Source organism: Altererythrobacter rubellus (assembly GCF_030284385.1).
GTDB lineage: Bacteria > Pseudomonadota > Alphaproteobacteria > Sphingomonadales > Sphingomonadaceae > Erythrobacter > Erythrobacter rubellus.
The window spans coordinates 400,256-422,367 of sequence record NZ_CP127221.1 but is presented as its reverse complement, the minus strand read 5'-3'; the positions used below and the strand labels follow the sequence as shown (position 1 = coordinate 422,367).

Below are 22,112 nucleotides of genomic sequence, written 5' to 3'. Positions count from 1 at the left end.
CTCACCCTGCCCGATGATAGGGGTGCCCTGCAAGAATTGTCGTAGCGCGATAGAGTTGCTCCATCAGCATTGCCCGCGCCATCAGGTGCGGCCATGTGGCCTTGCCAAAGGCGAGAAGCAGATCGGCCTCGGTGCGCTCCTGCTTGTTGTGGCCATCGGCAGCGCCCAGGACAAAGCGCGCTTCGCGCATGCCGTCATCGCGCCAGCCACCCATGATCGACGCCAATTCTTCTGACGTCAGATTCTTGCCGCGCTCATCCAACAGCACGGTTTTGCAGGGTGTTTGAGGTTCAGGAATTCGCCCGCCAGTTTCGGGCAGTTCGGTCAGCTTGACCGGCCATTGCAATCGCTTCTCGTATCGGGCCACAAGTTCTGCCTCCGGGGACCGAGCAATTTTGCCGCGTGCAATGACGTGAAGAAGCATGATCAGAAATTCGCGAATGCGCTGCGCCGGGATGACTTCCCACGCCCACGCAGTTCAAACGTTAGGCGTTGCCTGCGGCCGGTTTTGCTTCGTCAAAGCCCCACATGCGCTCCAGATTGTAGAAGCTGCGGACCTCCGGACGGAACAGATGCACGACCACATCACCCGCATCGATCAGCACCCAGTCAGCCGCCGGGAGCCCTTCAACGCGCGCGGAGCCAAAGCCCTGCTGCTTGATTTTCTCTGCCAGTTTTTGCGCCATCGCGGCGACCTGACGGGTCGAGCGACCCGACGCGATCACCATATGGTCAGCTATCGAGCTCTTCCCCTCAAGCGGGATCGAGACCAATTCCTGTGCCTGGTCATCATCAAGCTGGCCAAGCACGAGTTTGTGCAGTGCGTCAGAAGACAGATCGGACTTAGCCATGGATTGCAATCCCTGGCTGGCGGTTTCGGCAGAAGCCGTGGATATTTGCGCCTGATTCATAGGCGTTTGCGATACTCCCCAATGTCAATTGGTTGATGGAAACAGGTGCGAAGATGCGCACTGGATCAGATGGAACGCTGATGCGCTCTATCATGAGCCCCCCTCTTCCCAAGCCTCTGGCCCGGCGTGCACCAGGCGATGAGTCAGTGGATCGCGAGGAGGAGCTCCGGCATAGCGCAAAGCCCAGTCCGGATCAGCGCGGCGGATCGCCGTGGCTGAACGTGGATCGGGATCAAAACGCAATAACACCAGTGCCGGTGCGCTCCCATTGCCCCCGTTGAAGAAGCTGGCGTTCGGAACCTGATAGCGCCTGAGCCAGGCCATGGCGGGGCTCGCCAAAGCAGCACCGTTATAGCCAGGCCTTGCGATGACCGCAATCGGCATTGTTCGGGCAATGGTGCGCCATTTGCGCCACAGGTGAAACTGCGCAAGATTGTCTGATCCCATCAACCACACGAACTGCCGCTTGGGGTAGCGCAGGGTCAGCGCCCTGAGTGTATCGACGGTATATCGTGTTCCAAGATCCCGCTCGATCGCTGTCGGTACAATAGGGACGCCTCGCGCCTGATCCGCCGCCGATTTGAGCCGTGCCGGAAGCGGCGCCATGCCTTTCTTCGGCTTGAGCGGATTGCCAGGCGAGACCAGCCACCAAACTTCATCCAGCCCCAGCGCATCCATCGCATAGCGCGTGATCCGGCGATGCCCGCCATGTGCGGGATTGAAACTGCCGCCCAGCAAGCCTGTTCGGATGGGGGTCATGCTGCGCAGGACTTATGGCCTTGCCTGTCCGCTACCACGGACTTGCCATTTGTAGGTGGTGAGGCCCTCTAGCGCGACCGGACCGCGCGCATGAAGACGCCCGGTGGCAATGCCGATCTCCGCGCCAAGTCCGAATTCGCCGCCATCAGCGAATTGGGTCGATGCATTGTGCATTACGATCGCACTGTCGACTTCGGCGAGGAAGCGTTCGGCCGCGCCCGGGTCATCTGTGATGATCGCTTCGGTGTGGTTGGAAGAGTGACGCGCGATATGCGCCATTGCAGCGTCAAGCCCGTCAACAATTGCGACCGAGACAACCGCGCCAAGATATTCCGTGCCCCAGTCACTGTCGTTCGCCGAGACAACTTGAGTATTCAGCGACTGAGCACGCAAGTCACCCCGGACTTCGCAGCCCGCATCAAGCAAGGCCCGCACGAGGTCGGCCGCTGCTGTGAATCTGACATCAATCAACAATGTCTCCATCGCCCCGCAAATGCCCGTTCGGCGCATCTTGGCATTGACTACGATCTCGCGCGCCATCGCCGGATCAGCTGCCGAGTGAACGTAAGTGTGACAAATGCCGTCCAGATGCGCCAGCACTGGTACCCGCGCATCGTTCTGTACCCGCTCGACAAGGCTTTTGCCCCCGCGGGGCACAATCATGTCAATCAGGCCAGCCGCCCTGAGCATCGCGCCAACAGCTTCGCGATCCTGGGTTGGCATCAGCTGCACGATTTCCGGAGCCAGACCCGATGCGGTCAGCCCGCGGACGAAGGCGGCGTGAATGGCTCTGTTCGAATGCGCCGCTTCGCTGCCTCCGCGTAGCAACGCTGCGTTGCCGGATCGCAGGCAGAGTGCAGCCGCGTCAGCGGTCACATTCGGGCGGCTTTCATAAATGATGCCAATCAGCCCGATCGGAACACGAACCCGGCTGATCTCGAGACCATTCGGCCGAGTTGAACTGTCGATAATATCGCCCACCGGATCGGGTAAGCTGGCCACGGCCTCGAGGGCGGAGGCCATCGATTCTGACCGATTTGGATCAAGGGTGAGGCGGTCCAGCATGGCACCAGTTAGTCCTCGCGCCTCGCCATCAGCCACGTCCTGAGCATTGGCGGAGAGGATCGCAGCAGAGTCTTCTCGAATGGCGGCGGCTGATTGCATCAGCGCGTCAGCCTTTGCCGCACTCGAAAGCGCCGCAAGTTTGCGCTGGGCCGCGCGCCCTTTGAGCGCGAGGCCTTCGACAAGGCTGGCAAAATCCGCCGTTCCAGGGTCAATCTTAGTAGCCATCCTGCTTGCAATAGCAGCGTGACACCACGCTGTCAGTCAGCGAATCCTAGGGGGCTATAAAGACAGAATTCTGCGGCTTTTTGGTAAACTTGCGACGCAGGGATTTTAAGGAATCCCCTTATGGGGTCGATTCATCGCAGCTTCATTTCGACTCGACCCGCACGTAAAGAAATGATTCGACCTTTGTGTCTAGCGACCTTAGGCATCGCACAGGGTAATTAAAGCAGCACCACGAAGAGGGGTCGCATTGCAACACGAACAATCCGCTAGCGGGTGGGGCAACCGCTTGCGTCGATGGTTTCCGGACCGTGAATTCTTCATGCGGTCAGAGGGTCAAGTCCGCTTTATCAAGATATCATCGCGCGTGCAGATGGCCGCAGCATCAGTCGCGCTCGCCTTGCTGGTCGGATGGGGTATCTCGATGGCAAGCATGGCGTGGACACAATATCGCGCCTCTGCGGATCGGGCATCGCTCCTCGCACGCGAAGCGCATGTCGCCACACAGGAAGAGCGAATGGCCGCCTACGGCGGTGATCTGGAAGGCGTGGTTGAAGATCTGAAGGCCCGGCAGGAGTTCCTTGAAGCCATTGAGCCGATGCTGCCAGAAGACATTCGCGAAGGCGAAACCGTATCCGATTCCTCAAGCGAGGCGGCTGAAACTATCGAGAAAGTTGGCGCCCTGATCCCGGAAGCGCGCGGCCTTGCAGAGATCGAAGCGCGCCAGCTCGCTTTTGTTGAACGCTTGACCCGATTTGCTGACCGCCGTGCAGAACGCACCGCAAATGCAATGCAGAAGCTCGGCCTAGATCCACAGGCAACGTTGCGCCGCGCGGAACGCGAGGCATTGGGTGGTCCGCTTGAAATTCTCGCGACTTCGGCCAGCGGTGAAGTTGACCCGCGTTTTGAACGCTTGGGCCTGAGCCTTGCGCGGATGGCTGCGCTCGAGGCCAGTTTGGACGCTATCCCCCAAGTCAGCCCAACCAATATGAGCCAGACCCGTATGTCGTCTGGCTTTGGCTATCGCCGCGATCCCTTCACTCGTCGCGGCGCGATGCATCGCGGCCTGGACTTCAAGGGTCCGCGGGGCTCACCAATCTATGCCGCAGCCGATGGACGGGTTAGTTTCGTCGGTCGCAAGTCGGGATATGGCAATGTTGTGGAAGTCAGCCACGGTAACGGCGTTATGACACGCTACGCCCACCTTTCCGCTTTCACTTCGCGTGTTGGCGATGAAGTCAAGGCTGGCGATCCGATCGCCAAGCTCGGCAAAACTGGCCGTTCCACCGGCCCGCACTTGCATTTCGAGGTGCGCATCAATGATCGCGCGGTCAATCCGCGCCCCTTCCTGGAGACCGCGCAAGATGTTCTCAAAGAAGCCCGCGAACCCGACGCGGCCGGCAGCAACGAGTAGTTCGATGGCCGGCAGCAGCTCCAGTTCGACCTTTTCCGTGATCGGATCAGACGTCAGAATCAAAGGTGATGTCGAAGCATCGGCAGACCTGCATGTCGATGGTTCGATCGAAGGCGACATCAAATGCTCTTCGCTGGTTCAGGGCGAAACGAGCCAGATCACCGGCGGAGTCGTGGCCGAAACCGCGCGCCTGGCTGGCAAGGTCAATGGCTCGATCCGCGCCCGCGAATTGGTCGTGCTCCGTAGCGCGCAGATTCACGGTGATGTGCAGTATGAGGCCTTGACCATTGAACAGGGCGCGCAAGTCGATGGCCGTTTCGCACATGGCACAAAGGCGAACGATGCGGTTGCCGCTTCGCAAAAGCCGGCGCACCAACCTACGGGTGACCAACCCAAGGCTGAGGATGGCGAACCAAAGCTCGGCCTGGTCAACTAAGGCCATCCAAGTTTGGGAAAGATTGAGGGCGTCCATTTCGGGCGCCCTTTTCATTTGATTCTTGATTTCAAGCAGTCCTGAAGGACTTCGGCGTGTGTTGGGGGTGGGCGGCCTCAGAGGACTTCGGCGCGCAGGGCCTTGCGATCCAGCTTACCGATCAGAGTCTTGGGCAGTTCGTCCCGGATCACCACGAGATCGACCCGCTCATGCTTGCCTACGCGATCGTTGACCCAGCTGGCGAGCTCCTCTGCCGTCGCCATCGCACCCTTGTTCAGCGTCACAAACGCGCGCGGCATTTCGCCCAGGTAATCATTCGGCACACCGATCACGAGCGCTTCTTTGATCGCTTCGTTTTGAACGATTACATGTTCGACCTGGCTCGGGAACACTTTGAACCCGCCCACTGCGATCATGTCTTTGATGCGGTCAACGATTTGCAGGAACCCATCCTGGTCGATCACCGCAACATCGCCGGTTCGCAACCAGACTTTGCCTTCGCGCTCAATCAACACTTCGGCCGAGGCTTCTTCGCGATTCCAGTAACCGCGCATGATTTGCGGCCCATGCACTGCAAGCTCGCCTGGTTCGCCCTCGGGGGCAAGCTTGGTGTAATCTTCTTTGTCGAGGAACATCAACTCAGTACCGGCCATCATCGCTCCGTAATAGGCGCTCGCATAGATCGGCACATTGGGGAGAAACAGCCCTACACGGTCACCCTTCTTGATCCCAAGCGCGCGCAGGCGGCAAGCGAACACATCCGCTTCGGCGAGAACAGATTTGTAGGAATAGGTACGGCCAAGGAAATGCAGAAACGGCGCATCCCCGCGCTGCCTTGCCGTGCGCACAAACATGGCCGGCAGAGTTACCGGTTCAAAAACAGTGTCCCACGGCGTAGGGTGATTATAGGCCGCGGGGTTACTAACACTCATGTCAATAGAATGATGTAAGCCACCCTAAGGCACAAGGAAAATCGCCCCCGATTTCAGGCAGGATTGCCCTTATTCAGCGCCATCCGCGTTTTCGCCTTCTTCAGCGGCGCGTTTGGCTTCAAGCCATGCTTCAGCTTCGGCTTCCTGCGCAGCTTCGTTGGCGGCTTTTTCAGACGCCACACGTTCAGCACGCAATTCCTCGATCAGCTTTTCCTTGTCGCTGCGATTGTCGCCCTCGGTGATTTCGGGCGCCTCGATCCCAGCGCGCTTAGCGGCCTTGGCAACCACTGCGTCGAGCTCGCGCTGCGAACATAAGCCGAGCGTCACGGGATCTTTCGGCTGAATGTTCTGGATGTTCCAGTGGGTACGGTCACGGATCGCATTGATCGTGTTACGCGTGGTGCCGATCAGCCTTGAAATCTGTGCATCGGACATTTCCGGGTGGCTGCGCAGGATCCATGCGATACCGTCCGGCTTGTCCTGACGCTTCGACACTGGAGTGTAGCGCGGGCCCTTGGTGCGGGTCACTTCTACCGGTGCTTTCTGCATCTGCAATTCGTATGTCGGATCTTTCTCGCCGAGTGCGATTTCCTCATGGGTCAGCTCGCCGGAGTGGACCGGATCGCGACCAGTGTATTTGCTGCCCGCAAGATCATCGGCCATCGCCTGAACTTCGAGGATATGAAGGCCGCAAAACTCTGAGATTTGCTCAAAAGACAGGCCGGTGTGGTCAATCAGCCAAGTGGCAGTCGCATGCGGCATCAACGGTTTCGGTTGGGCCATGATAAATGTTCCTCAAGAATTCCCGCACCGAACAAATCGGGCGTAAAAATAGAAGGGCCGCCCCTTTCGGAGCGGCCGTTGCATGAGGGTAGATAGGGGCAATCGGCGGATTCGGCAAGCCAATTAGGCGGGCCCTTCAGGCAAGCAGAACTTCGGCGCTAGCCGATCCCTCCTCTTCCAACGGCACGAGGCCAGATACGAACTGGTGCGCGGCGGTTTCCCAGCTGTAGCTGGCGCCAAGACGCGCACAGGCATCGCGGTCAGAATATCGGGCAACATCAATAGCTCGCGCGAGTTCATTGCACATCGCGCCAACTTCTTCGGTCAAAATGTCAACCGGTCCGGCAACGGGGAATGCTGCCACCGGCGTACCGCAAGCCAGCGCTTCGATCATGACCAGGCCAAATGTGTCTGTCTTGCTGGGAAAGACAAACACATCAGCACCGGCATAGCATCCAGCCAATTCGCGCCCCGTTCGTTTTCCCATGAATGTCGCTTTCGGAAACTTCGCTTCCAATTCAGCCCGCGCGGGGCCGTCTCCGACCACAACTTTGCTTCCCGGATAGTCGCAAGACAAGAATGCCTCTATATTCTTTTCCACGGCTACCCGCCCGACGTAGAGCAGGATCGGCCCCTCGAGATCGCGAAACTCGGGCGGTGGCGGCGCATCGGGTGTAAAACACTCCAGGTCAACGCCGCGGCTCCAGTGATGCAGCTGGTGTAGCCCGCGTTCTCGCAACTGGGCGCGTATACTGCGGGTCGCCACCATCACACGTTGCGCCGGCTTGTGAAACCAGCGGATGAACGGCCAGATTCGATCGGGATCCATGCCCGTGCGCCGAGCGACATATTCGGGGAACTGCGTGTGATACGCGGTGGTGAAGGGAATACCGCGCCTGACACAATAATTGCGCGCAGCAAGGCCAAGTGGACCTTCGGATGCAATGTGCACTGCGTCGGGGTTGAGCCACGCCAACCGGCGTCCGACTGCGCCCGGCAAGGTGATTGCCAAGCGGATTTCAGGGTAAGTCGGGCATGGTACTGAAGTATAATTGTCAGGCGAGATTACCGTAACATCATGTCCCCAGCCGCGCAGGATGTCACAAGTGGTCGAAAGCGTACGAACAACACCGTTCGTCTGCGGATGCCATGCGTCAGTGACAATCGTGATCGTGTGCGGTGAGCGGGAGGCGGCGACAAAGCTGTCTCCGGTTAAGGCACCAAATGCGTTCATGCTGCCTCCAGCTCTGTTTGCTCACTGTGAACACGGGGGTCGCTCTGGCCGTCGCGCGCCGCGATCTCTTGAGGCCAGTTGAGAATCTCCATCCGTCCGTCGAAGTGCTCGACCAAGGCGTTGCAGCCCTCGACCCAGTCGCCATCGTTCCAGTATTCGATAGTCTTGCCACTGTGGGTGAATTCACGAAATTCGGCTGTGTGGATGTGGCCGCAAATCACGCCATCAACGCCGCGCTCAGCCGCAGCTTTGGCCACCACTTCTTCGTAGCGGCCAATAAACTCGACCGCATTCTTGACCTTGTGCTTGGCCATTTTTGAGAGCGACCAGTAAGGCAAACCCAAGGCGCGGCGCGCCTTGTTGACCCAATGGTTCAGGCCCATCATCACATGGTAAAGCGTGTCCCCGACAAAGGCGAGCCAACGGTGTGCGAGCATTACCGCATCGAACTCGTCACCATGCAACACGATCAGGCGGCGGCCATCAGCAGTATCGTGGAACGCCGCACGGCGGATCTCGACCCCACCAAAGTTCAGTCCGGTAAACTGACGGAACATCTCGTCATGATTGCCTGGAATATAGACGATCCGTGTGCCGCGACGCGCGCGCTTGAGGATGCGCCAGAAGATATCGTTGTGTTCTGCTGGCCAATAGAACTTTTTCTTCAATCGCCAGCCGTCGATGATGTCTCCGACCAGGTACATCGTTTCGCTGTCAGTATGGTCGAGGAAGTCGATCAGCAGCTCTGCATTGCAGCCTTTGGTGCCAAGATGCACATCGCTGATCCAGATGGCCCGATACTTGCGCCGCTTGATCCCTTCCGGCTCGGGCGTTTGCAGTCGGCGCGTGGGAAGTTTGGCAATGGAGCCCAAGTCGCTGTCAACTGAAGGCAAGGGGAATGCTGAGGATGCGAGATCGTTCATGGGGACTCCTTCGATCTTGGCCCAAACAAGGCGTTTCGCTCAGGAGCTATGGCAGTATATTGTTACAATCGATTCACATTTTGATGACTGTTTGGGGTAACTGCGACATCTGGAAGACAGGTATATTCACCCATTTCAAGGCGGCTTATTGATCGTGCGCTACCTTTAGCACGATCTTGCCGATGTGTTCGCCGGCTTCCATCCGTGCATGCGCAGCAGCAGCGTCAGACAGCGGGAAAACTTCATCCATCACCGGCTTTAACTCGCGCGAAGCGAAAAGCGGCCACGCGGTCTGCGCGATCTCGTCACACAGCGCGGATTTGAATGCATCGGAGCGCGGTCGCAATGTCGAACCCGTCAGCGTCAAGCGCCGCATCATCACATACGCCATGTTGAGCTCTGCCTTGGGCCCACCGAGAACCGCAATGGTTACATGGCGGCCGTCTTCGGCCAGGCATTTGAGATTGCGCGGCACATAGTCACCTGACACCATGTCGAGCACGACATTTACGCCTTTGCCGCCTGTGAACTCTTTCACGGCGTCGACAAAATCGGTTTCGCGGTAATTAATCGCCAAATCGGCTCCAATTTCTCGCGCCGCCTGACATTTGGCCTCATCGCCGCAAGTCACGACAACTTTGGCATCGAACGCTTTGGCCAGCATGATTGCCATCGTGCCAATGCCCGACGTACCGCCGTGCACCAGCAGCGTCTCGCCATCGCGCAGAAACCCGCGCTCGAACACATTATGCCAAACGGTGAAGAGAGTTTCGGGCAGCACGGCCGCCTCTACAAGTGGCATGCCGTACGGCACCGGCAAACAATGGCCCCAGGGCGCAGCACAATATTCCGCATATCCGCCGCCTGGTGTCAGTGCGGCGACTGTTTGGCCAAGCATTCCCTGAGGAACTTCACTGCCGATTGCCACTACTTCGCCAGCCACTTCCAGCCCCGGCAGCGGCGACGCGCCAGGAGGTGCCGGATAGTGGCCTGCGCGTTGTATGCAGTCAGGCCGGTTGACCCCCGCATAGGCAACGCGGATCAGCACATCTGTGGGCTTGACGTCAGGCAGAGGCATTTCACGCGGCGTCAAGACCTCTGGTCCGCCCGGCGTATCGAACCCGACAGCTTGCATTGTCACCTGCAACTCACCCGCCTTGGTACCCGCCATCGCTCAATCAGCCCTTGTTTGTCTTGCGCCGCATCCGGCGCTGTGTCTGCAAAGCGACACTTCGCCACGCAACGCCTGTTTGCGACGGGAAGTAGCGACCCTCTCCATTGACAGCAAGCCAGTCAAATTGCGATGTTAGCATTAGATGGACTTGGATGATCTTCCGCGCCCCAAGGGCGATGCTGCGAGCAAGCTCGCGCGCGAAGACCTCTCGCCTTATTCTCAAGACGAGCTGGAACAGCGGATCGCCATTCTCGAAGCGGAGATTGTGCGTGTGCGCGAACATCACAGCAAGGCTGCAGCTCACCGCAGTGCGGCTGACTCGCTTTTCAAGAAATCGGACCCATGAGCCGGTCGCGCGCGTTCTGGATTCGCAATTTCGCAAATCGCGCCCATATTACGGCCAATCGCCTAGGTTTGCTTAACCACATCAATTCACTCTCTCCTTCAAGGGAGAGGTGCCCACCCCCACTATAGAGTGCTCACATGCCAAGTTTTGCCCAGAACCTCGAAAGAACGCTGCACAATGCCCTCGGAAACGCATCCGAGCGTCGGCATGAATATGCCACGCTGGAGCATTTGCTGCTCGCGCTGATTGATGATGAAGATGCAGCGCAAGTCATGGCCGCTTGCGGGGTGGATCTGGCCGAGCTGGGCGAAGTCGTGAAGCAATATCTCGACCAGGAATACCAGTCGCTGAAGACCGAAGATGGCGCTGATCCACAGCCAACCGCGGGTTTCCAGCGAGTGATCCAGCGCGCGATCCTGCATGTGCAATCATCTGGCAAAGACACTGTAACCGGCGCGAATGTGCTGGTGGCGCTGTTCAGTGAACGCGATTCCTACGCCGTCTACTTCCTGCAGCAGCAGGATATGAGCCGGTTGGATGCGGTTAGCTATATCAGCCATGGTATTGGCAAAGGCGGACGGCAGCTTGAAAGCAAAGGTGTGGCTGGATCGGAAGAGCCACAACAGGATGGCGCAGCAGAAGCCAAAGAAGGCGGTGCAAAGAAAGAAACCGCGCTCGACCAGTTTACCGTTAACCTTAACGCCAAGGCTGAGGCCGGCAAGGTAGATCCGCTGATCGGTCGCGGACCGGAAGTGGACCGTACGATCCAGATCCTGTGCCGCCGCAGCAAGAACAATCCGCTTTACGTCGGCGATCCGGGCGTGGGTAAAACCGCGATTGCAGAAGGCCTGGCCCGCAAGATCGTCGAAGGCGACGTTCCCGAAGTGCTGCTGGATGCAGTGATCTACTCGCTCGATATGGGCGCGCTGCTCGCTGGCACGCGTTATCGCGGTGATTTTGAAGAACGCTTGAAGCAGGTCGTGGCAGAGCTTGAACAGATGCCCGACGCGATCCTGTTCATTGACGAAATCCACACGGTCATCGGCGCTGGTGCAACCAGCGGCGGTGCGATGGATGCTTCCAACCTGTTGAAGCCGGCTTTGTCTTCAGGCGCGATCCGCTGCGTGGGCTCCACAACCTACAAGGAATTTCGCAATCACTTTGAAAAGGACCGCGCGTTGCTGCGTCGATTCCAGAAAATTGATGTGAACGAGCCGACCATTGATGAGACGATCAAGATCCTGAAAGGTCTGAAGACCGCATTCGAAGATCACCACAAGGTCAAATACACACCGGACGCATTGAAGACAGCGGTCGAGCTGTCGGCGCGCTACATTAACGATCGCAAATTGCCCGACAAGGCGATCGATGTGATCGATGAAGTTGGCGCGATGCAGATGCTGGTCCCTCCCAGCCGCCGCAAAAAGAAGATCACCGCACGAGAGATCGAGTCCGTCATTGCGACAATGGCGCGCATCCCGCCGAAATCGGTCAGCAAGGATGACAAGAAAGCGCTCGAGAACCTTGAGCGTGATCTGAAGCACGTCGTGTTTGGTCAGGATGAAGCGATCCATCGGCTTTCAACTGCGATGAAGCTGTCACGCGCTGGCCTGCGCGATCCGGACAAGCCGATTGGTTCGTTCCTGTTCTCCGGCCCGACCGGGGTCGGCAAGACCGAAGTCGCGCGCCAGCTCGCCAGCATCATGGGCATCGAGCTGAAACGCTTCGATATGTCAGAATATATGGAGCGCCACAGCGTTTCGCGCTTGATCGGCGCGCCTCCGGGCTATGTCGGATACGATCAGGGCGGATTGCTTACCGATGCGATCGACCAGAACCCGCATTGCGTGCTGCTGCTCGACGAGATCGAGAAGGCGCACCCCGATCTGTTCAACATCCTGCTGCAGGTGATGGACAATGGCCGTCTGACCGACCACCACGGCAAGACTGTCGACTTCCGCAATGTTGTGCTGATCATGACCACCAATGCCGGTGCAGCTATGATGGCAACCCAGGGCATCGGCTTTGGCGATGTGTCGAAGGAAGACGCGAGCGATGAAGCGGTGAAGAAAATGTTCACCCCTGAATTCCGCAATCGTCTCGATGCGATTGTGCCCTTTGCCTATCTGGGCAAGAGTACGGTCGCCCGCGTGGTCGACAAGTTCATCTTGCAGCTTGAATTGCAGCTTGCCGAGCAGAACGTGCACATCCAGTTTGACAAGGATGCGCGCGGCTGGCTGGCCGACAAGGGCTATGACAAGCTCTACGGCGCCCGCCCCATGGGCCGCTTGTTGCAAGATCGGATCAAGCAACCTCTGGCGGAAGAGCTGTTGTTCGGCAAACTTGTCGAAGGCGGCGAAGTGCATGTCACGATAAAGGACGGCAAACCGAATTTCGAGCTGACGCCCGCGCCGCCCAAAGCCAAGCCGAAGCGCAAGCCCGCTGCCAAGAAGAAGCCGGCTGCAAGGAAGGCTTCGTCAAGCAAGAAGCCCGACGCCGATGCCGGTAGTGGCGCGGACGGCGGCAAGGACGACAAATCGTAACCTTTCTTCGCTGGCATTAAGTCCGCAGATATGCATGAGTGCGCCCCTTAGTTCTTTCGACCAAGGGGCCCCTCATCATGCGTTCACTTAAAATCTTCGCTGCCGCGGCGCTGCTGGCGCTTCCAGCCATTACGCTGGCAGCCGACGATCAGGCCGAGGCACCACCTGCGCACTTCACCGGTGCGGATCTGTTCAACCTGACAATCGCAACCGACCCACAGATCAGCCCTGATGGCCGCCAGATTGCCTATGTCCGCATGGCCAATGATATTATGACCGACAGCGCTGTGCGCTCGATCTGGTTGATCGATCTTGCAAGCGGCGCAGAGACTCCATTGGTCACGGGCGCAGGCGCGCATTTCAGCCCGCGCTGGTCGCCAGACGGATCGCGCCTGGCCTATATCTCGACCAAGAGCGGCGGCGGACCCGAGTTGCATGTTCGGTGGATGAACAGCGGAGTGGCTGCAAACATCACGGCTTTGCCCGAGAGCCCCGGCGGCATCAGTTGGTCACCCGACGGTAGCCAGATCGCTTACACAGCTCGCGTGCCCGGAAAGCCGCTTAGCCTGGGCAGCGCGCCCGCCAAGCCCGAGGGTGCGGAATGGAAGGCACCACCAAGCATCACAGATGCGGTAACGTATCGCATCGATGGCGGGGGCTATCTCAAACCGGGCTTCACGCAGATCTTCGTTGTTTTGGCAAAGGGCGGCGCACCGCGCCAGTTGACAAGTGGAGACCGGCACCACTCGGGTGCTTTGGAGTGGTCGCCAGATGGAAAGACGATCCTGATCAGCGGAAATCGCGATGACGATTGGGAGTTGGCCGGGGTCGACAGCGAGATCTACGCGATCGATCTGGCATCGGGCGATATCAACGCCCTGACCACACGCGATGGTCCGGATTTCGCACCGCAAATCTCCCCCGACGGAACCCAGATCGCTTACCTAGGGTTCGATGATCGCGCGATGGCGTATCAGCAAGCCGAGCTTTACGTGATGAACCGCGATGGTTCCGGCAAGCGTCGCGTGGCGGCCGGTTTTGATCGCGGGTTTGACAGTCTGGAATGGACCGATGGCGGGCTTTACGCCGGTTTCGAGGATGAGGGTGTTTACCGCGTCGCAAAGATATCGCTCACAGGCAATGTTGATCGCCTGAATGCACGGGTCGCAACGCCGGGATATTCCCGGCCCTATGTGGGCGGCGAATGGAGCGTGTCCAGCAGGGGCACGCTGGCCTTTACGTCTGGCAGCGCGACACGGCCGACCGATGTCTCTGTGTTGGCCGGACGCAATCCGCGCCAACTGACCGCGCTCAATGAAACCTGGCTTTCAGGAAAGACGCTGGGCCAGACGATCGAGTTGGATGTCACAGCCGCGGATGGAACCAAAATCCCTAGTTGGATCACCCTGCCGCCCGATTACGAGCCGGGCACGCGCGTGCCGCTGGTGCTGGAAATTCATGGTGGTCCCTACGCGGCATATGGTGCGCATTTCAGCACCGACTATCAGCTTTATGGCAGCGCAGGGTATGCAACACTCTTTACCAACCCCGGTGGCTCGACCGGATACGGCCACGCCTTCGCTGACCGGATCGAAGGTAATTACCCAATCTCGAACCATGATGAGCTGATGGCCGCAGTCGATGCTGCAATCGCTGCGGGTTACGCCGATCCTGAGAACCTGTTTGTTACAGGCGGTTCGGGCGGCGGCATCCTGACCGCGTGGATCGTGGGCCAGACCGATCGCTTTGCGGCGGCAGCTTCGAACAAGCCGGTTATCAACTGGACCAGCATGGCATTGATGAGCGATGGCTATGCCTTCTTCGGCAAGTACTGGATGAAGGGGCAGCCATGGGAACGCGCTGACGACTATTGGCGCCGTTCTCCACTGGCCGCAGCCGCTAACATCAAGACGCCGACACTGGTCCTGGTTGCTGCAGAGGATTACCGCACCCCCCGCAGCGAAGCCGAACAATTCTACGGCGCGCTGCAAGTTCTCGGCGTCGACACTGCGTTGCTGGTGACGCCGGGCGGGAGCCATGGCGATTTGACAATGTCACCCAGCCAGCTGGCCACGAAAACCGATTCGGTGATAAAATGGTTTGAAAAGTACCGGAAAGACGAAAAATCTGACTAGCCAAGCGGCTATTTCAGTCCGGCTTCAAAAACCGCGATAGCGTGGTGCTTGGCATTCTCGGCATAGTGCGCCACGCCCATCCGCATGCCGGCAATCGCAGCATCGGATAGCTCTCTCATAGGCTTGGCCGGGCGCCCCGCCCACAGCATACGGTCTTCCATCACCTTGCCTTCGGTCAGCATCGCGCCCGCCGCCAGCATGGCATCATGGCCGATCACAGCCTTGTTCATGGCGATTGCGCCAAGGCCCACAAAGCCGCGGTCTTTGATCGTGCACCCATGCACCATCGCCATATGCCCGATCAGTACGTCATCACCTATGATCAGAGGTGAGCCCTCTTCATCACCAGGGCGCGGCGGGTCGCAATGACATACCGTGCCATCCTGGATATTGGTCCGCTGCCCGATCTCGATCCGGCTGACATCGGCGCGCAACACACAATTGTACCAGATCGAGCTCTCCGCGCCGATCGTGACATCGCCGATGATGGTGCAGCCTGGAGCGATAAAAGCGGTGTCATGAATATGCGGCACTTTACCGTGGATCGGGATGATGTTTACGCCGGGCCGGAACATTATTTTGTCTCCCACTGCTCTCTTGAAAGCGAATATTGTATCGCCGGGTTATCACGCGGATCGTACGCAGGGTCATCAAAGTCGAGATCCTTGCGACGCTCCATGCCCAGCTTCTCCATGAAACGCCAGCTGGCCTCGTTGCGCTCACTCGTGATCGCAACGAGATATGGCACGCCAATACTGTCAAACGCCCAATTGATCACCGCGCGCATGGATTCATTGGCATAACCGTGCCGCCAGCGGTCCTCGCGCACCAGCCAGCCGATCTCGTGATCACCAACGTTGGGCGCGAGCGGATTGTCGACCCGCTTCATCCCGCAATGGCCAACCAGCTCTCCGGTCGACTTCTCGATCAACATCATGAAACCAAAGCCTTCACGTGCAAACCAGCTCATTGATTTGGCGTGCTTCGCTTCGATCTCGTGGAACTCTTTGACGCCGCCCAAACATTCCATCACGGCTGGCGTGTTGAGCAATTCATACTGAAGCGCCGCATCGCTTTCCTCGATCTTGCGCAGAATCAGCCGCTCGGTTTCGATTACGATATCAGGCATGCTGCGCTTCCCGGCTTGCACGATCAATCGAGTAGACGATGATCAGGGGAGTATCGGGCGTGAAATCGGCGTTCTCGAAATCAAGGTCTTCGCGCCGCACCATGCCGAGCTTGATCATCAGCCCCCAACTTGGCGCATTACCTTGAACGGTCAGCGCAATCACTTCATCCGCGCCGAAACGTTCAAAAGCCAGATCAAGCGACGCAACCGCTGCTTCCTTGGCATAGCCTTTGCCCCAGGCGTCTTCTCTCAACCGCCACCCGACCTCCATCATACCGATCGGGCCGCCCTTCTGATTGCAGCGCTTGAGCCCGCAAAAACCCAGAATGGCACCGTCATCCTTGCGCTCGACACACCAGAAGGTGTGCCCGTGGTCCAGAGTGTAGGACAAAAGCCGGTCCTGCGCTGCCTGCCGCTTTTCCGCGTCGCACACCCCGCCAAGCCAGCGCATCACATTGGGCGTATTGGTGCCTTCCCAAAACGGGAGCCAATCGTCCTCGCGCCAATCGCGTAGGATCAACCGCTCGGTTTCGTGCTGGAATCCTTCGTTCATGTCAGCAATTGAGAATGCGCGCAGCCACCGGCGCATGATAGGTCAGCACTCCGCTGCAACCGGCGCGCTTGAAGGCGATCAGTTTTTCCATCAGCAACGCATCACGGTCCCCGATACCGGCAGCCTGCGCGGCCTCGATCATCGCATATTCGCCGCTCACCTGATAGGCGAACACGGGAATGCCAAACTCCTGCTTCACGCGGTAGATAATATCCAGATAGGCAAGGCCGGGCTTCACCATCACACTGTCGGCGCCTTCCGCAATGTCCAGCGCAACTTCGCGCAGCGCTTCGTCGCTATTGGCCGGATCCATCTGGTAGGTTTTCTTGTCGCCTTTGAGCAGCCCACTTGAACCCACCGCATCGCGAAACGGGCCGTAGAATGCGCTGGCGTATTTGGCAGCATAGCTCATGATCTGGACATTTGGGTGCCCGTTCATCTCCAGCGCCAAGCGAATCGCATGCACCCGGCCATCCATCATGTCTGATGGCGCGATGATGTCCGCGCCTGCCTCTGCCTGATTGAGCGATTGATCGACGAGCACGGCTACAGTGTCGTCATTAACGACATACCCTGCGGCATCGATTAGCCCGTCTTGCCCGTGCGCCGTATAAGGATCGAGCGCGACATCGGTGAGGATGCCGATATCGCTGCCGCAAGCATCACGGATTGCTTTGATCGCTCGGCACATCAGATTGTCCGGGTTGAGCGCCTCTGCCCCATCATCGCTGCGTTTGTCCGCGGGCGTGTTAGGGAACAGCGCAACACACGGAATGCCCAGCTCGACCGCCTCCCTCGCACGAGCCGCGATACCGTCAATCGACCAACGCGATACGCCGGGGAGCGTTGCGATCGGCTCTTCCACGCCGCTGCCTTCAGTGACAAACAACGGCCAGATCAGGTCCGCAGGCGTCATCACGGTTTCGCGATACATATTGCGGGCCCAGCCGCTGGCTCGGGTGCGCCGCATGCGCACATTCGGGTACGATCCACTCATAGGCCAGAGTGTTGCCGCATTATCTATCGCTTAGCAATCTATCAACGCCCAGCCTCAGCTGACTTGAAGCGGATTATCGAGCTTTTCGATCTCACGCTCCGGTTCCGCCACTTCTTCAGGGCGGATTTCGAGATCCACCAGAGCAGCGCCCGGCTCAACCTCTTTAAGACGCGCCAAGGCGGCCCGGAAGTCGACCAATTCACGGCCCTCAAGCTGAGCGCGACGGACGAACCGCACTCCCCGCGGATCTATCGCGCGTCCACCCCGATACATTTCATAGTGCAAGTGCGGGCCGGTCGAGAGACCGGTTGATCCGACATAGCCGATAACCTGACCGCGCCGGACACTTTGCCCGCGGCTGGCGGCGATCCGGCTCATATGGCAGTAACGGGTCGACAGCCCATTGCCGTGATCGAGCCGCACCCCGTTGCCACAACCACCCATTCGCCCCGCCGCGCTCACTCGCGCGTCCGAGACAGCAACGATAGGCGTGCCATGGCGGGCGCGGAAATCGATGCCGGAATGCATACGGCGATACCCCAATATCGGATGACGACGCATCCCGAAGCCGGAGGTGATCCTGCCCGGCACAGGCGCGATCAATCCGTTTCGCTGCTCGCCAACGCCGGATGCTTCATAAAAAATGCCGTCCTCTCCCCAGCGCATCAGCTGCGTCTTGGGTTCACCATCGCGCTCAATCCCCGCATAGAGCACCTGGCCTGCCTGCCGCTCACCCGTTGCGGCGCGGCGGTAAGCAACAATCATGTCGAACTCGTCGGTCGAACGGACGCTGCGGTTGAGGTCAATCTGGCCATCCAGCGCCTTGATGAAATCCTGCACCGCACTAGCAGGTGCGCCTGCGGCGCGCGCTGAACGGTACAAGCTCTGCCCGACAGTGCCGCGAATGCGCAGCGGCGTGTCATCGACGCGAATTGTGTTGCGACGCAAAGACAGGCGGCCGTCGTTGTTTTCTACCCGCAACTCAAGATCGAACTTGGCCCGGAAGGACAACTCATCGAGTGGCCGCGGTGTACCCTCTGCCACGCGGCGACCCAGCACAATGTCAAAGCGGGTGCCGGCAGTAAGCTCTTCCATCTCGATGGCGCCGCCGATCAGCTCCTGCACGCGCGACGCATCGGCAGAGCTCAATCCGGCACGTTGAAGCATACGGTCAAAACTGTCTCCGCGCCCCAATGTCGCGACGAGCTCTATCTGAGGGCGTTCTGGTGCCGCCTCAAGCGCGCGGACCTTGGGCCCGGCGCCCATCTGACGCCCGCTGTCAGCGCCAAGCGCCAAGGGCATGATCATGTGGCTGCGAAATTCGTCTAGCGCCACTTCGTCCAGCGCCATGGCAGGCCTTGCCTCGAGCGGTGCGAAGTCTGGCCACAACAATAGCGCGACCGCGCCTAGGCCAAGCATCGTGCCAAGACCGCGAAACCAGGTTCCGCTTCCGATATTCTGCGCCAGGTCAGGAGCGAGATCTACCCGCTCTAGCTTGCGCGAAGTTTCATCGCGCCATTCTTCATAGCGAGATCGCCAACCACTGACACGCTTCAAGACGATTTTGGCATTGTCTGACGACTTACGTGACGCACGAGCAGAACCGGCTTCACCGAAGTCAAGCATCCGCTCTTCAGGATCGAACGCGCCTAAGGACGGATCGCCCAGTGGCTTGTCATCACCGCTGCCCATGTCGCGCATGTGATCCAATTGATCTCAACTCCCAGATGGCGCCAAAACAGCGCTACATCCCAATCGAACGTCCCTGTTCGGTTTATTGGCGAAGATTTCTCGCAGATCAAAGTAAATTGCGCCTTAATCATCGACCAGATGAGTCCCCAAGGCGACGAAGTGTTGAGAAGCGGCACGGCGTGGGCATCAGGCGGTTGCCGCGGCCCGCGCGCGATGCCACTAAGGGCATTGTGAGCGACAGCACCATCAAGGCGGTTCTCGGGCCCACCAATACCGGCAAAACCCATTTGGCGATCGAACGGATGTGCGGACATTCCTCGGGCATGATGGGATTTCCGCTGCGGTTGCTGGCGCGCGAAGTCTATGATCGGGTTCGTGCAATCAAAGGTGACAAGGCGGTCGCCCTGATCACCGGTGAAGAACGGATTGAACCGCCCGACGCGCGGTACTTCTGCTGCACCGCGGAGGCCATGGATCGGCTGGGAGCGGGGAAAGACGGTCCGCACGCCTTCGTGGCACTCGATGAAGCGCAGATCGGCGCTGACCCGGAACGCGGGCATATCTTTACAGATCGCTTGCTCAACGCGCGCGGCCGCGAGGAAACCATGATTCTCGGCTCGACAACGCTCGAACCCCTGGTCAGAAAACTTATTCCGCGCGCGGAAATGGTCGAGCGACCTCGTTTTTCGACGCTCAGCCACGCCGGAAGCTGCAAATTGTCGCGGCTACCGCCACGCAGCGCGGTCGTCGCATTCGGCACCGACCAGGTTTACGCCATGGCAGAGGCTTTGCGCAGGTTCAGAGGCGGGGCCGCAGTGGTGATGGGAGCGCTTTCACCGGAAACCCGAAACAAGCAGGTTGAATTGTTCCAGAATGGTGAGGTTGATTACATCGTCGCCACCGACGCAATCGGCATGGGATTGAACCTCGATTTGCACCATGTTGCCTTTGCGGGCCTCTCAAAATTCGATGGCAAACGCAAACGCCGACTGACCCCTGCCGAAATGGGGCAAATTGCAGGCCGCGCCGGGCGGCATCAGCGCGACGGCACTTTCGGAGCGCTCTCGGGCATGCGCGATGGCAAGGGCACGCCCGCCGAATTCACCGATGAAGAGATCTATGCGATCGAAGAGCATCGCTTCGCGCCATTGACGCATTTGTTCTGGCGCGAGGCCGAGCCACGATTCGACAATCTCGCAACCCTGATCGCCGACCTGGAAATGAAGCCTGATGAGCCAGAGCTTCGGCCCGCACCGGAAGCGATCGACTTGGCCGTCTTGAAACGGCTGTCTGAAGATCCGATTGCTGACAGCGTTAAGGGTGCCGGATCTGTCCGCCGGTTCTGGGAAGCCTGTTCGCTGCCCGATTTCCGCTCCGTGGGTGCGGGCGTCCATGCCAGTTTCGTCAAAAGATTGTGGCAGGATCTTCGCGAAGGCTATCTCGGCGCCGATTTTGTCGCCGCACGCATTGCAGAGCTTGATCGCATGCAGGGAGACATCGACACTTTGCAAGGAAGGATAGCCGCGATCCGAACTTGGGCCTATATCTGCCAGCGGCCGGACTGGGTATTGGCGCGTGACGAGATGTTTGCTCGCGCGCGCGCAGTCGAAGCCAAACTGTCGGATGCGCTGCATGCGCGGCTGACAGAGAGATTTGTAAACCGAAGGACGTCGCTTTTGATGAAATCGCTGGGCCAGGATGGAAGTGCATTGCCGGTCGAACTCGCCCCTGATGGCACGCTTACAGTCGACGGTGAGCTGATTGGTCGGCTGGACGGCTTTCGGTTTGCGGTCGCACCGGATGCGACAGTTGCCGATCGCAAGATGTTGCTCGCTGCGGGTGAAAAGGCTTTGCCGGCGCTGTTGGCGCAGCGTGCCCAATGGCTTGCCGGTGACGGCATAGGCGAGTTGACGATCGGCAATGGCGCGATTCTGTGGGGCGAGCACAAGCTGGCCACTATCGAGCTGAGCGACGACTTCGGAACCGCCCGAATTGCATTTGTGCGCGAATTGAGCGCGCTGCCGGAGGCATCGCGGCTCAGTTTTGAGGCGGCTTTGCAGAACTGGTTAGACATAAGACTTGAGCCACTCGAGCCCTTGCGCAAGCTGGCTGCGGCCGCTCAGGACCCGGCCGCCGGGTCAGAGGCGCGCGCTTTATTGCACACCGTTATTGCCGGCCACGGGGTGGTGACGCGCGAAGATGCGGGCTTGCAGCATCTGCCCAAGGAAATGCGCCCCTTTCTGCGCAAGCTGGGTGTGGTATTCGGCGCGCTTGATATATTCGCACATGCTTTGCTCAAACCCGCACCCCGTCAGCTGCTGCACGCGCTCGGGGTAGACAAGCAGCCGCTGAACGAAGCGATGTTGCCAGTGCTCAAAGATGTGAAACAAGCACCAGCCGGATACCGCCCCGCCGGGTCACAGATGATCCGCGTCGATCTGGCGGAGAAGATTGTGCGCGCCGCGTTCGATGCGCGCGCCAAGGCAACGCCTGAAGGCGGCAAACCGCCTAAGCGTTTCTTCTTTGACACGGCATTGCCAATCTCGATCGGGCTTGAAGCAGACAATGTGCTGCGCTTGCTGGGAAGCGCAGGGTTCAAGCGCTTTGCTGCACCAGCGCTGGCCGAGGGGGTATCAGGCCCGGCCACGCCCGATAGTTGGAATTGGCGCCCGAGACGCCCGGGCGGAAATCCGCAACGGCGGACGCAGCACAATCGCGGGGAGCAGGGTAAGCGCGGTAAGCGCAGCAGCAATCAGGGCAAGCCACAAGTCCGCAGCGCCCAACCACCGCGCAAGCCCGCTCATGAACCTGCCCGGGCAAGCGGCGCGTTCGATGCGCTGAGGGATTTGCTCGGTTAATGGGCGAAG

General features: G+C 59.1%; 20 protein-coding genes. 6 read left to right on the top strand and 14 right to left on the bottom strand.

Annotated elements, in window-relative coordinates; translation table 11 throughout:
• Position 1: 1 nt before the first annotated feature.
• The 4 genes from QQX03_RS02035 to QQX03_RS02020 form a co-directional block, all read right to left on the bottom strand.
• Positions 2–424 (bottom strand): 23S rRNA (pseudouridine(1915)-N(3))-methyltransferase RlmH, encoded by a 423-nt coding sequence (locus QQX03_RS02035; RefSeq protein ID WP_285976221.1) that lies wholly within the window; start codon positions 422–424, stop codon positions 2–4.
• A gap of 61 nt (positions 425–485) precedes the next feature.
• Positions 486–851 carry a ribosome silencing factor gene (rsfS, locus tag QQX03_RS02030; RefSeq protein WP_285976220.1) on the bottom strand — a complete coding sequence of 122 codons (366 nt, stop codon included), beginning with the start codon at positions 849–851 and terminating at the stop codon, positions 486–488.
• 150 nt (positions 852–1,001) lie between these two features.
• Positions 1,002–1,670, bottom strand: coding sequence for a nicotinate-nucleotide adenylyltransferase (locus tag QQX03_RS02025; protein ID WP_285976219.1), 669 nt, complete (start codon positions 1,668–1,670; stop codon positions 1,002–1,004).
• A gap of 12 nt (positions 1,671–1,682) precedes the next feature.
• On the bottom strand, positions 1,683–2,972 hold the full coding sequence (locus tag QQX03_RS02020; protein ID WP_432762839.1) for a glutamate-5-semialdehyde dehydrogenase: 1,290 nt from the start codon (positions 2,970–2,972) through the stop codon (positions 1,683–1,685).
• A 274-nt stretch (positions 2,973–3,246) separates the two neighbouring features.
• On the opposite strand from QQX03_RS02020, the gene QQX03_RS02015 reads away from it, so the two are divergent.
• Both QQX03_RS02015 and QQX03_RS02010 read left to right on the top strand, forming a co-directional pair.
• Positions 3,247–4,371 carry a M23 family metallopeptidase gene (locus QQX03_RS02015; protein WP_285976217.1) on the top strand — a complete coding sequence of 375 codons (1,125 nt, stop codon included), beginning with the start codon at positions 3,247–3,249 and terminating at the stop codon, positions 4,369–4,371.
• A 4-nt stretch (positions 4,372–4,375) separates the two neighbouring features.
• The gene (locus QQX03_RS02010) at positions 4,376–4,807 is read left to right on the top strand and encodes a bactofilin family protein (protein ID WP_285976216.1); all 432 of its coding nucleotides are present in this window, start codon (positions 4,376–4,378) and stop codon (positions 4,805–4,807) included.
• 113 nt (positions 4,808–4,920) lie between these two features.
• On the opposite strand, the gene QQX03_RS02005 is transcribed toward QQX03_RS02010, so the two are convergent.
• From QQX03_RS02005 to QQX03_RS01985, 5 genes are all read right to left on the bottom strand, one after another.
• Positions 4,921–5,736: an AMP-binding protein gene (locus QQX03_RS02005; RefSeq protein ID WP_285976215.1), complete on the bottom strand. Its 816-nt coding sequence runs from the start codon at positions 5,734–5,736 to the stop codon at positions 4,921–4,923.
• A gap of 69 nt (positions 5,737–5,805) precedes the next feature.
• Positions 5,806–6,519, bottom strand: a complete 714-nt coding sequence (locus QQX03_RS02000) for a DUF1013 domain-containing protein (RefSeq protein WP_285976214.1) — start codon at positions 6,517–6,519, stop codon at positions 5,806–5,808.
• Between the two features lie 136 nt (positions 6,520–6,655).
• Positions 6,656–7,753, bottom strand: a complete 1,098-nt coding sequence (locus QQX03_RS01995; RefSeq protein ID WP_285976213.1) for a glycosyltransferase family 4 protein — start codon at positions 7,751–7,753, stop codon at positions 6,656–6,658.
• Complete coding sequence (locus QQX03_RS01990; protein ID WP_285976212.1) at positions 7,750–8,676, bottom strand: UDP-2,3-diacylglucosamine diphosphatase; 927 nt, start codon at positions 8,674–8,676, stop codon at positions 7,750–7,752. Before QQX03_RS01990 ends, QQX03_RS01995 begins: the two co-directional genes overlap by 4 nt.
• A gap of 145 nt (positions 8,677–8,821) precedes the next feature.
• Positions 8,822–9,847 (bottom strand): NAD(P)H-quinone oxidoreductase, encoded by a 1,026-nt coding sequence (locus QQX03_RS01985; RefSeq protein WP_285976211.1) that lies wholly within the window; start codon positions 9,845–9,847, stop codon positions 8,822–8,824.
• A 145-nt stretch (positions 9,848–9,992) separates the two neighbouring features.
• On the opposite strand from QQX03_RS01985, the gene QQX03_RS01980 reads away from it, so the two are divergent.
• The 3 genes from QQX03_RS01980 to QQX03_RS01970 all read left to right on the top strand — a co-directional run bounded on the left by QQX03_RS01980 (position 9,993) and on the right by QQX03_RS01970 (position 14,874).
• Positions 9,993–10,196 carry a DUF1192 domain-containing protein gene (locus QQX03_RS01980; protein WP_285976210.1) on the top strand — a complete coding sequence of 68 codons (204 nt, stop codon included), beginning with the start codon at positions 9,993–9,995 and terminating at the stop codon, positions 10,194–10,196.
• Between the two features lie 137 nt (positions 10,197–10,333).
• Positions 10,334–12,739, top strand: coding sequence for an ATP-dependent Clp protease ATP-binding subunit ClpA (gene clpA, locus QQX03_RS01975; protein WP_285976209.1), 2,406 nt, complete (start codon positions 10,334–10,336; stop codon positions 12,737–12,739).
• A gap of 77 nt (positions 12,740–12,816) precedes the next feature.
• A complete protein-coding gene (locus QQX03_RS01970; RefSeq protein WP_285976208.1) occupies positions 12,817–14,874 on the top strand; it encodes an alpha/beta hydrolase family protein in 2,058 nt (685 codons plus the stop codon).
• A gap of 8 nt (positions 14,875–14,882) precedes the next feature.
• On the opposite strand, the gene QQX03_RS01965 is transcribed toward QQX03_RS01970, so the two are convergent.
• From QQX03_RS01965 to QQX03_RS01945, 5 genes are read right to left on the bottom strand one after another with little or no spacing between them, the layout of a single operon-like run.
• Entirely contained in the window at positions 14,883–15,449 is a 567-nt protein-coding gene (locus QQX03_RS01965) for a gamma carbonic anhydrase family protein (RefSeq protein ID WP_285976207.1), read from the bottom strand.
• On the bottom strand, positions 15,449–16,003 hold the full coding sequence (locus tag QQX03_RS01960) for a GNAT family N-acetyltransferase (protein WP_285976206.1): 555 nt from the start codon (positions 16,001–16,003) through the stop codon (positions 15,449–15,451). Before QQX03_RS01960 ends, QQX03_RS01965 begins: the two co-directional genes overlap by 1 nt.
• Entirely contained in the window at positions 15,996–16,556 is a 561-nt protein-coding gene (locus QQX03_RS01955; protein ID WP_285976205.1) for a GNAT family N-acetyltransferase, read from the bottom strand. The genes QQX03_RS01960 and QQX03_RS01955 overlap by 8 nt, the downstream gene beginning before the upstream one ends.
• 1 nt (position 16,557) lies before the next feature.
• Complete coding sequence (gene hemB / locus QQX03_RS01950) at positions 16,558–17,553, bottom strand: porphobilinogen synthase (RefSeq protein WP_285976204.1); 996 nt, start codon at positions 17,551–17,553, stop codon at positions 16,558–16,560.
• 54 nt (positions 17,554–17,607) lie between these two features.
• Positions 17,608–19,254 carry a M23 family metallopeptidase gene (locus QQX03_RS01945; protein WP_285976203.1) on the bottom strand — a complete coding sequence of 549 codons (1,647 nt, stop codon included), beginning with the start codon at positions 19,252–19,254 and terminating at the stop codon, positions 17,608–17,610.
• Between the two features lie 221 nt (positions 19,255–19,475).
• Here QQX03_RS01945 and QQX03_RS01940 point away from each other — a divergent pair, with 221 nt between their 5' ends.
• Positions 19,476–22,103: a helicase-related protein gene (locus QQX03_RS01940; protein WP_285976202.1), complete on the top strand. Its 2,628-nt coding sequence runs from the start codon at positions 19,476–19,478 to the stop codon at positions 22,101–22,103.
• Positions 22,104–22,112: the final 9 nt, after the last annotated feature.